The following is a 13,516-nucleotide window of genomic DNA, read 5'->3' as shown; positions in this document are numbered from 1 at the left end:
AATCCTTCATTCAGATCAGGGCTTTCACTATACACATCCAGACTTTCAACTTTCCTTAAAAGACTTACATATCAAGCAGTCTATGTCCCGAAAGGGAAACTGTTTAGACAATGCATCCATGGAATCTTTCTTTGGTCATATGAAGGATGAAGTCGATATTAAAAGCTGTCAAACTTTTAACGACCTTAAAGAAACCATTTATAATTATATTGAATACTATAACTGTCATCGCTATCAATGGGGATTAAAAAAAATGACCCCGATTCAATATCGGGATCATCTCATTGTGGCTTAATTTAGGCTTTTTTCTATAATGTCCTATTTCTAGGTACCAGTTCAAGCAGTACGTTGCGAGCTTTTCTTTTTTTACTTCTATAGCCATTCTTATTCAAGTTTATTCTGTATCCCTGTCTGCCTCGCCGCCTTCTAGATGCGTTTGGGTATATTTAACGGGGTTTTCAACTTGTCCGGAACGTTTCAATTCTTGGTACAATTTTTGCTGTTTATCATCCGATAGTTCTGAGCCTATTTGTTTAGCTTCTGGTTTAGATTCACTTTGCCTAATCATTTAGCACCTCCTTTTTTAGCACTTACATTTAGTATGTCCAAAAGAAGTATGAAATCTTCAAAAACATACCTGTCTGATTTTAGTATTTGTCTTGTTATTATGATACGTTCCGATCAAACTGCAAAACCATTTATCTTGCTATAAAAAAATCGAACGTATATGAAGGTACTCCTCATAAACATTCGATAACTTCCGTCCCTTTAAATCACACTCTCTCTTCTCTAATAAAAATCTAAGTGAAGCACATACTAACACAAGCAAGTACGATAAAAAAGTTACGTTTTTATAGGAGGATTGAATCTTGAGCAACCAAACGATTCTAGCAGCGATATTTATCCTGTCGTGGCTCAGTCTTTTTTTCATGAAAAAAGAGGATATCAAGCGTTTTATGCCTGTTGGTCTATTTGCTACGATTACAAGTGCAATGATTCTTGAAGCAGGTATCACGTTTGGGTGGTGGATATATCCCGTAAAGCTTTATCCTCTCCAGAGTGTTCCATATCTGTATGGTCCCATACCTGTAGCAACAATGTGGATGTTAAAATTTACGTATGGACGATTTTGGCTGTACGTAGGTGTCGATTTTTTATTAAATTTGCTCTATACCCTAGTATTTGAAGATTATTTCCTAGGTAATAGAGGTGTAATTCAATTTCAAAATGTCAGCCCTATGCTAGATGTTTTTATGACTTCCGCGTTAGGAGTTATAATATACGCATATCAGATATGGCAGGACGACATCTTCGTTCGGTCTAAGGAACCGTCTCCTTCCAGGGCATTAAATTTACAACCCGCTTTGAAACCTTTTACTCATAACGATGATGATAGGGAGAAATAAGAGTTATTCTTGCAGCAGCGGCAATGCAATATAAAAAATACTGCCTTGTCCAACTTCACTCTCTACCCAGATACGTCCCCCGTGTATATCGACAATTTCCTTAGCTATGGCTAATCCCAGTCCAGTACTGCTGCCAACACTATGAACAATTGCACCTCTCCCTGCATAAAAACGATCAAATATTTTTTCCAGTTCTTCGACAGAAATGCCAACTCCTGTATCTCGAACTGAAAAGACTACTTCATCTCCGGTTATACCAACTCCTGCGGCAACAGTAATACTTCCTCCGGCAGGAGTATATTTTACTGCGTTATAAATCAAATTGGCGAATACCTGCTCTAAACGAAATCGATCGATTTTGATAATTTTATCCCGCACCTCAGGAGGTACCAGAAAGAGTAATTTTACATTCAGATTAGCCGCATCGGCTTGATAAGAGTCCAATATTGACTTTAGAAAATTTCCTACTAAAGCCTTTTGCCACTCTACTGTCAGCATCCGAGATTCCAATTTGCATAACGTAAAAAAGTCCTCAATCAAATTATTCAGAAGCAATGTTTTGCTATGTATAACCTGCAGCGCTTTTTCCTTCTGCACCGGCTCCTGGGCGACACCATCCAAAATGGCTTCCACATAACCGCGGATCATCATGACCGGTGTCCGAAGATCGTGTGCGATATTACTAACCAAATGCTGACGGGCTTTTTCCATACAAGCGAGTTTTTCATTCTGCTGTTGCAAAAGAAGTGTTGTTGCCTGAAGTTCTCCGGTCCGTTGTGTTATTTGCCTTTCCAGATTGTCGTTACTATTATTAATTTGAGCATTAAGCAGGTTCAATTCATCATTATTACGCAAAATCTGCAATGCAGCCTCTTCTTTTTGCTGGTACAGACGCCGAACTCTTTGGAGAAGAATGAAAGCCTGACAGCTCAAATCTACCAGCTGACCAGACACTCCGATCGCCACGGGCAAAGCCAAGATTCCCAGAGATCTCAGCGCATCTGCGCCCAAAGCGACTGCCCATGCACCAATTCCTGCCGCGTATATACGGGCTTCTTCATTGGTGCGCAACTGTCCCCAAAATACATGAAACAGCAAGATAATATTTAAAACTAACATGCACAATGCCATTCGTACTAAAAATATGCTTTTTCCTGTATCAAAGCATAAGAGCAGCATTCCGCTAGCAGCCACTAGAAAAAGTAGATAACGAATTCTGCGAACCGTTTTTACATGCCTCTCTTGGACAATTGATTCTAAAAACCATATTAAGAACCCCTGCCCAAATAAAGCACCTGTCATAGTCCCAAACATTAAAATCTGAGAGGATTTAATCAGTGTTTGGATATTAAATATACCGCTCATACCAACCAAGCTGTTGCAGACAGCCCCACCTGCAAAAGCATAATAGCTTTTCAGACCTTTATTGCGCAAGGCCATGAAAAAAGCAATGCTACTACCAAATAAACCAAGGAAAACCGACCCTGTTCTAAAAAAATCGAGTCTAGTCCGAATCGCAACGATTTCCGTATGATCACCGATACGCGGCATAGCCCCTAAACCAATGATTGGCCCATTGGAATGAATCCGCAAATAAATATTCTTTCCAGCTGCATCATTAGGCAGTTCAATCAAGTGCATGGGAAACCAAGGATTATATGCGGTTCCTTCGGGAACAGGGATTTCACCGCTTTGATAAATCCTCCTTCCATCTACCCAGCACTCAATATGATGATTCACTGTTGCTAAAAATAAAATGGGCTTAGCATAGACCGTAGTAGGCAGTATACCATGCAGCCATAATACGCTCTTGCCATCCCAGCCTGGAGGTTGTCCGGGAAATCTTGTGTTATGCCATTCTTCCGGTTCATTAAACTTTTTTACCCATTCTGGCTGCCCATCAGCTGCTTTCGGTGAATCACCCCAACGATAATGCCAGCCTTCACGAATATACAATTCTGACGTATTACCATTTATCCAAACGACTCCAATAATGGTAACAATAATGATAATAAGCACAATAGAAATAAAAAGACTGTAAGAACCCTTCAAATTATCTTGCTGCAAGTTGCTCTCGCTTTCCTGCCGAAGGCCTTCCCAGTCCACGCCGAGCCCAAACACTGTTAAATTGATAACCCGTTCCCCAAGCTGTCAGAATATAAACAGGCTGAGTCGAGCTGCTTTCAATTTTCTTTCGCAAATTGCTGACGTGCACAATAACCGTTCGAACATCTTCGTTTACGTTTGCAGACCACACTTTGCGAAAGATCTCTTCTGGACTAAAAACAATCCCAGGGTTTTGCGCCAGCAATAGAAGAATATCAAATTCAGTCCCGGACAATTTGATCCGTTCCCGATTAAGCCAGACGCAACGGCTTGTAATATCAATACATAAGCTGCCAAATTGAAGTACTTCATTGGTCAATTCCATTTTTTCTCTCCGTCGTAAATGCGCTTTAACGCGAGCGACCAGCTCACGCAGACCAAACGGTTTGACAATATAGTCGTCACCGCCGATCCCCAAAGCAATGACTTTGTCACTTTCTTCCCCTTTACAGCTCATAAAAAGAATCGGAATATCCATAAGCCTGCGTAGCTGCGTACAAACCTCCACACCGCTTAGATCCGGCAGTAGATTATCCAGCAATACCAAGTCTGGCTGATAGTGTACTGCAGCCTGTATGGCGCTGACGCCATCATGCACATAATGTGTGCGATATCCTTCCTTTTCCAGGTACATACTAACCAGTTCACAGATTTCAAGTTCATCATCCACAATCAAAATAACGGTCTCGGACATACTGCCACTTCCTCAAAATTCAAATAAAAATCAAATATTTTTTTGCAAGTATTTCGACAAATATGCTATTAAATCCTGCTTATATGCCAGGTTGGAGACCAGAATAGCTCCGTTCTTTCCTTGCATGTAACTGGAGAATGAGACTCGATTTCTACCCTTTGACAAGATGCAGCTTTCCATACACAGCTGCATCTTGTCAAAGGGTATTTATAAAATTTTATAAAGATTAATAAATTGCATCTTTATAGTTTCTTATTAAACTTTACTTGTTACAAATAATTAGTCGTATTACGATAATGTTACACTAAAATGGGAAGTAATTTGCAAAATCAACAAATGAACAACATAAGTCGTCCTCATTTTTAACTAACAACTGGCGAAAGGAAGAACACACCATGAATCACCAGCAAGTGGAAACCGAACCATCGGCATCCGATCAGCCAGCACCAACCCAAAACCCTTCCACAATATTTAGCCCTGGGGAGCTAACCTGTAAAACTAATATCGAGGGATTAGCCTTCGATTTCAACTACGGAGCCAGGGTCAAAATACCAGCTGGCAACTGGCGCCTTAGAATTATCGATAATGATGCCTTTCTCACGCTTTACGATGCCCAAGTCTCTGATACTCTGGTTTTCAGCAGCAAAAAATACTACGTCAACTTTCGCCTCGAAATCTATCATGACGAAAAACTCGTTTTTCGCCATGACTATAGCCCCTCTCGCAAAAAAATCCTAATGAAGTTTTCCTTTGGTACACTCGAGGATATCAGTACCTGGTTTCCTTATGTTCATGAGTTTAAATACAAGTATAACTGCGAAGTTTATTGCGCTATGGCTCCTGAATTGGCCGAGTTGTTTAAGCCGACTTATCCTGACCTGCATTTCATTGATTCAGAAGAGCGTCCTGACGATATCTATGCCTCCTATTATTTAGGTATCTCTTTTCCCTCTGACGGTGGTCTACATCGACCTCTAGACTGGCGTATTGTTAGTTTGCAGCGATTCATCCCCTATCTGCTGGGGCTAAAAACTGATGAACTTCGTCCTCAGACGATTCCAAAGCCGATAGATCGACTTATTGCAGAGCCATATGTATGTATTGCCGCCCAAACTTCGGTCCAGGCGAAATGCTGGAATAATCCAATCGGATGGCTCTGTACCATCAAGCATCTCAAAGAGAAAGGCTACCGGGTACTGTGTATTGATAAAGAGACCTACCAAGGCAGCGGCAGTTGCTTCGGCACCATCCCATATGGTGCCGAAGACTTTACCGACTGGCTTCCATTGCCCCAGCGAGCCAGTCTCTTATACCACACTGACTTTTTGGTCAGCATGTCGAATGGGCTGTCCTGGCTTGCCTGGTGCCTAGGTAAGCCAGTCGTCCTCATCAGCGGCTTCCGCCTGCCAAACATGGAGTTTTCCACTCCGTATCGCGTCATTAATTACCATGCCTGTAGCTGCTGTTTCAGAGATAGTCGTTTCGTGTTGGTTCACCAAGATTTCTCTTGGTGTCCGCGCCATAAAAATACCGAAAGACAGTTTGAATGTACGCGCCTAATTACTTCTGGTCAGGTCAATGCGGCTATTGATCGCTTGATGACCAATTATCAGTTACAGCCACAATCAAGGAAAAGCTACAGCTCCTTGTGATCTCATGGTGCCTTCTCCTGACAACGTGTAATTTTGAATAAAGAAACGTTTAAGGCTAACATCAAAGTGAAAAAACTCCGCACAAACTTGCTTATTCTTACTGGAGAAAAAGTACAATTATCCTCGAATCTTCCACGGATAAAACGAAGCAAGTCACCGAAAGCTATGTAATAAGATTCAAGCATGAACGATCGCAAGACTTAATTGCTGCCTATAAATAAAACGCTCTCAAGTACAATAGGCTTATTGAGACCGAAACGATCGACGTACGCTCTAAAGCTCATAATAAACTTATATCGGAGGAGATGACATGACTAAGCCCGAAACGTACCCTGTAGATCAGCCAAATGCCTCTGTCCATACACAAAATAATGACCACAATACATCTGAACCACTTTCAGGATCTAAGAAAGTCAAAAATCAAAACCATACTGGTCAGCGACACGGAGAAGGCTCCTAGAACAAATCAAATGAGTTCTTGGCCTGTTATCCCAGAGGATACAACAAACTCCTGTAAAGCATCTTCGCCTTGCAGGAGTTCTCCGATTAAGAATCTGTCAAAGTTAATGTTATTGAATAGGATTTACCTAAACAATGTTATACTATATTTATAATATCAATATTGAATGTATAATGAGTTGGAATATGAGAGGGTAAATGATGATTAATGAAAAGAATATTAAAACATTAGGAACACATAATGGGAAATTTCATGCAGACGATGTTATGGCAACCGCTATACTTAGACTACTGCTAGGCGACATAAAAGTAACAAGAACAAGAGATGAAACTATCCTTAGCCAACTAGATCTTGTATATGACATATCCTTAGGAGAATTCGATCACCATCAACTAAATAAAGAAATAAGAGAAAATCATATTCCATATGCTGCTTGCGGTTTAGTCTGGAGAGAGTTTGGTTCAAGAGTAATACAAAAGTTTAATTCTCAACTTGAAGAGGATGATATTACTTTGATTTTTGATTATGTTGATAACCATTTATTACAGGGAATTGACGCTACCGATAATGGCGTAGATATAAAATCAGAAATCAAGGTAACTTCAATAAGTGATATTATTCAAAACTTTAATCCTACATGGGATTCAAATGATTCCAAAGATGAGGCCTTTGAAGAGGCTACGCAATATGCAACTGAAGTCATAAAAAGGATAATAAGTAGACAAATTTCTGTTATAAAGGCAAGAAGCATCGTAGATGATGCTTTTCAAAATAGAACGATTAAGGAAATAATGGTTTTAAAAAGCGGCTGTCCCTGGCTCCACCATCTGCTTAAAATCGACTTAAATAATGAGGTATTGTTCGTTATTTCTCCAGATGATACTAATGCAGAATATAAGGTTCAGACTGTTAAGAAAACCGTCGATACTTTCGAAGCAAGAAAAGATATATTAGAATCCATTAGAGGAAAATCAAGTGAAGAAATAAATTCTATACTTCAAATAAATGATGCTATATTTTGTCACAAAACTGGATTTATAGCGTCAGCTAAAAGCATGGAAAGCGCTTTAAAGATAGCCCATTTATCAATTTAGAATTTTATGAGACTCGAGGATAGATGCTAGTCCTAAGAGAAGCTGCCTCTATAGTTACTAACTAAGTAACTATAGAGGCAGCTTCTCTTTATATATGTTACTAAATGTGCATGCTTTATATCCAGCAAACATTATTTCAATCCATCATTCAGCATTATCCATGAATATAATAATTAAAGGCTACCTTCTATGTTCAAAGGTAGCCTTTAATTATATTCTGTTTTCAAGTATCCTTGGCCTCCTCCATTGATAAAGCTCTGATTTCTGCTGTCTTCACTCTCCAATATGATTATGAATCAGAACTTATCTTTGACTCATCAAATTCTTTAAACACTGGACTCACCTCCACTCGCTATTCAGTCAGCTTATTGACAACAATCCTCAAATTCTTTATCGACAGTTTCATGTTGCCACCTCCTAAGAAATAATCTCTCATTCAATTGATATTGATTATCATTTGTTAATTCTACTATACATCTATTGTTAGCAGAAATCAATACTTTTTTGTTGTCATTTGTCAAATTTTTGTCCCTGCTAGGAACAACCATAGTATCCTGTTTCTAGATGAAATGAAATTAAATAAAGATATATTTACAATAACCGACCGTATTTAACGATCTTATAAATTCAATAGTGTAATAATTGAGTTACTCGCAGTATATAACACTAGTATTCCAGCAAGAATCACAAAAGGATTACCACGCCATTCATTTTCTTTGTCCTCATTCATTCAAAGCACCCCCTCACGTTTACTGCCACTATGCAGGAATTAAAGTCACGATTCATTAGTAAGTACGTCCCAATATATAACATTTATTTTATTATATATGTTTAATAATTATTTGTAAATAATTATTATCGTTATAATGTTATCATTTATTCCAATTACAACAAAAAGCCTCTGTATTGAACTGTAAGAATGTTCAATACAGAAGCTTTATTAAGAAAGCAATGATACGGCTCTTAATAAGGATCTAGTTTTTATTTATGAGCAAACATAGAACCATTCGAATATCTTCCAAGCACTACTAATTGGTCGATTGGCACGTATCACAGAAAGCTCCACATGCCGGATCCTCCTTCATATGACCTGCACCCCATTCGGCCAACTTCAGCAAAGGCGGTATAATGCTTTTGCCCTTGTCAGTCAGAGTGTATTCAACCCTGGGTGGAACTTCGTTATACTGTTCACGATGGACGATACCCGATGCTTCCAATTCTTTTAGTGACTGCGATAACATCATGTTTGTCACATCCTTTAGCTTACGTTTGATACTGCTGTACCTTGTCGGCATCCCGCTGGCAAGCATACAGATGATTGGCAGCTTCCACTTACCGCCTACAACATCTATCGTGTAGCGAATAGGGCAGAGCAAGCTCTCTTCAGCATATGTTTCATCTATACTCTTTTTGCTCATATACAATCTCCTTCTATAGTATGCTTTTTGATACTTAATCATTAAAACCTGCGTACTTGTCATAAACTGATTTTATAATATAATTATACCATGAAGCTCATCCAAAATAACAATGATTATAAAGGAGTGTTTTACTAAATGAAAGAAGTTCTAGATTTTTTAACAGCAAACAAAGTATTTTATTTGGCAACAACTGGCGGAGATCAGCCACATGTCCGGCCATTAGGGTTTGTAATGAACTATGATGGAAAATTGATTTTTTGCACCTCTAATCAAAAAGATATGTATAAGCAGCTTGCAGCTAACCCAAGTGTAGAAATCTGTTGTGTTGATGCCAAGTACAATACCCTTCGCATCTGCGGCAAGGCAACGTTCTGTACTACGAAGGAAGTGCAACAAAAAGCTTTGGAGGTAATGCCTGCTCTTGGCAACTTGTACGCCGCTGGCGATGGAAAGTTTGAGTTATTCTATTTGGACAACGCTCAGGCAATATGCCAAACAATGTCCGGTGAAAAGCAGGTATTGACGATTTAAGTAATCTTAAGTCAAGCAATGTAAACATGATGAAAGATTATTCTATTCTCTTGAAACAGCCAAAAAGATTTAGCAAGGAGGATTCTGAATGATTGATTCTAAAGTAATTGAAGCTTTCCATCTTATGTGGGGAAACTTCCCTGAGCCAGTGCAGCTTACACATAAGAATCGAGAAATAATTGCCCTAAATGCAGCGTGTCAAAAGTTTGGCCGTACGGAGGGAATGAAATGTTCAACCCACGGTGCACCTGAAGCACATAAAGGCTGCTTGGCCAATCAAGCGTTAGACACTCAACAGCCGACATTTAAAAAAATAAAATTTGGAGAAAGAGAAATAATAACGTACTGGCTGCCGATAGAGGGATATCCAGAACTGTTTATTCATTTTAGTGTTGGAGTAACAACGGATTACAATACCACACCAGAAAATGTACTCACTATGAAATAGTTCTCATGAAAGAGCCTTCCACATTTTGCGGAAGGCTCTTTCATCGTTCTTGGCTATATAAATAACGATTCTGTATTTTAATCATTGTTATTGTCTCTCTTGACCAATATTGGTTTTATATTTTATTTTTCCAAATCGATACGTTTTCTATCCAGTAAGAATACCAAAAACATTGATTACTAACCCTTGGCATCTAGTTTAGCACTATCATAATAGGAACTTGTATCATATTTGTCTGCAGCTTGGATTCTTTGCTGTAAATTTTTATTAGAAAGTTTCGCCGCAGCTAACATTTGATGCCCCATCAACGTTTGGTCATTACTCAGTGCATGTATACCCTGATTACCTGCAGCTTCGGTTTTGGACGTATCTTGCTCTTCGTCCTTATTCTTAGGAACTCTCCCTATCAAAATCTTGAAGTTCTCTCCTATAACTACATACGTACATTCATAGGCGCCTTCTTGTTCCGTGACGTATTGCCTTTTGCCTTGATTGTTCTTTACTTCACTCTTATCATTCTGTCCAACACGAGAATTACTTTGTGGCGAAAATGAAATCCCCGATATACCTAAATTCATAGAAAACCATTCCCTTCATCTTATTTATTTGATAGCAACTTTTATTGCCTAAAGATTTTAGAAATCCTATCACTTAAAACGGCTGACACCTTCTATTATCATATCGTATAAAATAGCTAATCTATTTACTTCTTTACAAATTCTTGTATTAACCGTAATAAACAAATGGCAGCCTACAATCATTAACGTTTGTAGGCTACCATTTGTCTGCTATTCTTTTTAACATTCAACAATGAAAATACCAATCTGCTGAAACAATTTTATTTCAATCCAATTGTTCCTATGCCATCTTTTATCATAATTTTCGTGCCAAACTCTTTTGATAAATTAGCAATATCGCGTAAAATTCGTTCTCCGTTTTCTTTATCGGACAATTGTGGACGACCGCGGCGTGCTCTACCATATTCAAATCCCAGTGAAAGCGGATTTAAAGTAATTTCATCAATTTGACCATCCACAACAGCAAAAGAAACCATAGCGGATTCAAATACTTTGGGATCGACAACCAGACCTCTTGTTTCATTTGCACTGCGAGCATCCAGTCCATCAGATACCGTATTTTCTACGCCTAAATCATAAAGGTCATAAAATTCTGTTGGCTGCCGTTCTACCGAATCATTTTGGAAAATAAAATCGCCAAGACTATAAAAAATCGGACGTTTTTTATAGATTTCAATACCTCGCCAAATATGCGGGCCGTGACCAATATAAGCATGCGCACCGCTGTCAATGCACAACTTTGCAAAATCACGAGCAAAATCGGCTGGACGGTCTTTCTCCAAGCCTTTACGCTCATGTGTATGATGACTTACCAAAACAACATCCGCCTGCCGTGCAGCTTCACGAATTGATCGCACAATACGTTCGGCATCTTTGGAATTCATCCTGGTTACCGTCCCTGGCTCATCACCTTGTTCAAATCTGATATTGCCGACATAATAACCGCCTTCAACCGGCTTTGTAAATCCTTCTTTTTCATTTAGTATTCTATTGGAATTTACCTCTGTCTGCTCAACGATTTCCTTTAACTTATTAAAATCTTCAGGACGTACTTTGTGAACCGACTGATACCGAAGAACATTCGCCCCGGGACGGCCAAGTACATCTGGTCTTTGTGCACTTGCCATGCCCCATTCCGATATCGTAGAAGTAATGCCAATCAGCGCAACTCGTCCTTGAGGGGTATCAAGATATTTGGGCTGCGAGGCTTCTGCTAGGTTTCTGCCAACACCGGCATGAATACATTTATTGTTATCGAGATGATTCATTGTCGTTAAAACACCGTCAATATTCCAATCAATTGTATGATTATTTGCCCAAGCCATCATATTAAAACCAAGCTGCTTAATATCCTGTAATACGTCTGGACGAGCAACTGCCCATGTGCCTCCGCTTGTTGGGGCTGGATACACTTCAAAATCATGTAATAGAATCTCAAAGTTCGTAAATCGAACATCATGTGCTTCTATATAGTTCTTTAATTTTGTGAAATGAATATCTTGCGGTAAACACTGCGTAATAAAAGAATCCCCTGTTGCTACGATCGTAATTTTCGACATAACAATTCAACACCTTTGTTAAAAATTACTGCTCTAATGAAAAGTTACAAAATTTTACGCTAACAAGAATAACATACCAACAATCATAGCCCCCACCATTGGTAAGCAGTTGCGTTTTGCGATTTCCATTGGATTGACACCGGCAATACCAGCTATAATAATTGTAGCACCGGCAATCGGTGACATCGTACGCCCTAGTGTACCGCCGAGTGTTGCCATGCTGCCCATTTGCACCACTGACATACCAAAATCTGCAGCATGTGGTGTAATCGCTTGATTAAACGCAAATGTTGCCGCATCTCCCGAACCAACCACTAATCCTAAAATAAATGGACCGACAGCTGCACAAATCTTAACAATTGCCGGATTGCTCAGCATTGAATCAGTAAAAGCTTTTACAAGTCCAATTGCTGTCAAACCAGAAACAAATACACCTGCAGCAATGATAATACCAAGAATCTCACCATAGGCTTTCCCCATACCATCGAAGAATGCATTGCTCAGGTTAACAGGATTTTTTCTTGTCACCAAAAGAGCAGCTAAAGAACCGATAATCATGGCTTGTGGAACATCCATCTTAAATGCCGGTATAATTGCCGTTGCACCTAAAATTAAAATTACAATAGGGAAAATTGGCATCAACGCATATAGAAGATTTACTTTAAAAGATGCTTCTGCCTCAAAACCTTCCGTCTTATAGCCTTTATGTTCTTTTTTGTAATAAGCAATCAACGTAATCAAAATGGTTGCTGTTAGCAAGGAAGCAATATTGGCTTTAAAATGAAATGCAATAACATCCAGAACATCCACACCAGCAATCTTGGCTACGAATGGATTATGTGCCAAACCCGGATTCAGCATACTGCCGTATGTACCACATTTCACCGCTGCTCCCGCCATGGCCGGATGAACACCTGCCGACATCATCAACGGTACAAAAATCGCCCCTGCAGCCGCTGCGGTTCCTGCAGCACTTGGTAGTGCTACGTTCACAGCGTAAGTAGCCAAAACAACGCCCGGAATCAAAAGCGGACGAACTTTCGAAAGACCGTTTGCCATTAAATTGATTAAATGTTTATCACATTCTGTATACTTCATTACCATTGCAAAACCCATAACGGAACAAACTGCCTGAATCAGCCCGCTATTAGTCATTTCTTTTGCAAAAGCATTTAAAGAAACCATCGGCGTACCCGCCACACAAGCCATAATAATACCAGAAGCTAATAAAATCAGTCGCGCATCATATCGTTTGATCAAAAAGTAAACTGTAATAATTACCATAATAACGCCAATAGCAGTCATCATAAAAAAATTCTCCCCCTCTAAAAATGTCCTAAAGACATCATGTAACATCTTATTACCTACCTGATAAACCTTTTCCCCTCCTTACATGTAGAGTCAAACCAAAAAGACGCTGATTTTCTTTAATAGAAAACAGCGCCCTTGCTATTGTATACAATTATATCATATGATAAGACAAAAATCTACAACATCTGCAAACATTAACATTCGCCGACTTAGCCATATGTGTTTATGGTAGATACTATGCAAAGCAAAGTATTGT

Annotated in this window: 14 protein-coding genes; 7 read left to right on the top strand and 7 right to left on the bottom strand. The window is 39.1% G+C overall.

The genetic code is table 11. The features are described from left to right. On the top strand, window positions 1-295 hold a 295-nt coding region (locus BMZ99_RS14660), incomplete at its 5' end, for an IS3 family transposase (RefSeq protein ID WP_175490565.1). Between the two features lie 99 nt (window positions 296-394). Here the strand turns inward: BMZ99_RS14660 and BMZ99_RS26370 are convergent. Further along, the gene (locus BMZ99_RS26370) at window positions 395-568 is read right to left on the bottom strand and encodes a hypothetical protein (RefSeq protein ID WP_175490564.1); all 174 of its coding nucleotides are present in this window, start codon (window positions 566-568) and stop codon (window positions 395-397) included. Window positions 569-869: 301 nt separating this feature from the next. Between BMZ99_RS26370 and BMZ99_RS14655 the strand changes: the two genes are divergently transcribed. After that, entirely contained in the window at window positions 870-1,406 is a 537-nt protein-coding gene (locus BMZ99_RS14655) for a hypothetical protein (RefSeq protein ID WP_175490563.1), read from the top strand. 3 nt (window positions 1,407-1,409) lie between these two features. On the opposite strand, the gene BMZ99_RS14650 is transcribed toward BMZ99_RS14655, so the two are convergent. Continuing rightward, window positions 1,410-3,512 (bottom strand): sensor histidine kinase, encoded by a 2,103-nt coding sequence (locus BMZ99_RS14650; protein ID WP_139214774.1) that lies wholly within the window; start codon window positions 3,510-3,512, stop codon window positions 1,410-1,412. After that, the gene (locus BMZ99_RS14645) at window positions 3,460-4,206 is read right to left on the bottom strand and encodes a response regulator transcription factor (protein WP_090938707.1); all 747 of its coding nucleotides are present in this window, start codon (window positions 4,204-4,206) and stop codon (window positions 3,460-3,462) included. Before BMZ99_RS14645 ends, BMZ99_RS14650 begins: the two co-directional genes overlap by 53 nt. 395 nt (window positions 4,207-4,601) lie before the next feature. Here BMZ99_RS14645 and BMZ99_RS14640 point away from each other — a divergent pair, with 395 nt between their 5' ends. The 3 genes from BMZ99_RS14640 (at window position 4,602) to BMZ99_RS14630 (ending at window position 7,412) form a co-directional block, all read left to right on the top strand. After that, entirely contained in the window at window positions 4,602-5,858 is a 1,257-nt protein-coding gene (locus BMZ99_RS14640; RefSeq protein ID WP_090938704.1) for an autotransporter strand-loop-strand O-heptosyltransferase, read from the top strand. A gap of 310 nt (window positions 5,859-6,168) precedes the next feature. After that, window positions 6,169-6,318 carry a small acid-soluble spore protein P gene (locus BMZ99_RS14635; protein WP_090938702.1) on the top strand — a complete coding sequence of 50 codons (150 nt, stop codon included), beginning with the start codon at window positions 6,169-6,171 and terminating at the stop codon, window positions 6,316-6,318. Window positions 6,319-6,515: 197 nt separating this feature from the next. Continuing rightward, window positions 6,516-7,412, top strand: a complete 897-nt coding sequence (locus BMZ99_RS14630; RefSeq protein ID WP_245754990.1) for an MYG1 family protein — start codon at window positions 6,516-6,518, stop codon at window positions 7,410-7,412. A gap of 1,028 nt (window positions 7,413-8,440) precedes the next feature. Here BMZ99_RS14630 and BMZ99_RS14625 read toward each other — a convergent pair. Further along, window positions 8,441-8,830 carry a winged helix-turn-helix transcriptional regulator gene (locus BMZ99_RS14625; protein WP_090938696.1) on the bottom strand — a complete coding sequence of 130 codons (390 nt, stop codon included), beginning with the start codon at window positions 8,828-8,830 and terminating at the stop codon, window positions 8,441-8,443. A gap of 138 nt (window positions 8,831-8,968) precedes the next feature. Here BMZ99_RS14625 and BMZ99_RS14620 point away from each other — a divergent pair, with 138 nt between their 5' ends. Together BMZ99_RS14620 and BMZ99_RS14615 are read left to right on the top strand one after the other, a co-directional pair. Further along, window positions 8,969-9,364, top strand: coding sequence for a pyridoxamine 5'-phosphate oxidase family protein (locus BMZ99_RS14620; protein ID WP_090938694.1), 396 nt, complete (start codon window positions 8,969-8,971; stop codon window positions 9,362-9,364). Between the two features lie 88 nt (window positions 9,365-9,452). After that, window positions 9,453-9,812: a hypothetical protein gene (locus BMZ99_RS14615; RefSeq protein WP_090938691.1), complete on the top strand. Its 360-nt coding sequence runs from the start codon at window positions 9,453-9,455 to the stop codon at window positions 9,810-9,812. A gap of 179 nt (window positions 9,813-9,991) precedes the next feature. Here the strand turns inward: BMZ99_RS14615 and BMZ99_RS14610 are convergent, their stop codons facing one another. From BMZ99_RS14610 to dcuC, 3 genes are all read right to left on the bottom strand, one after another. Continuing rightward, entirely contained in the window at window positions 9,992-10,390 is a 399-nt protein-coding gene (locus BMZ99_RS14610; RefSeq protein WP_090938689.1) for a hypothetical protein, read from the bottom strand. A 260-nt stretch (window positions 10,391-10,650) separates the two neighbouring features. Next, window positions 10,651-11,949, bottom strand: coding sequence for a CapA family protein (locus tag BMZ99_RS14605; protein ID WP_090938686.1), 1,299 nt, complete (start codon window positions 11,947-11,949; stop codon window positions 10,651-10,653). 54 nt (window positions 11,950-12,003) lie between these two features. Further along, window positions 12,004-13,257: a C4-dicarboxylate transporter DcuC gene (dcuC, locus tag BMZ99_RS14600; protein ID WP_090938683.1), complete on the bottom strand. Its 1,254-nt coding sequence runs from the start codon at window positions 13,255-13,257 to the stop codon at window positions 12,004-12,006. Window positions 13,258-13,516: the final 259 nt, after the last annotated feature.

It is taken from the genome of Pelosinus propionicus DSM 13327 (genome assembly GCF_900114615.1).
Lineage (GTDB): Bacteria > Bacillota > Negativicutes > DSM-13327 > DSM-13327 > Pelosinus > Pelosinus propionicus.
This window is presented reverse-complemented; position numbering and strand designations above follow the sequence as displayed.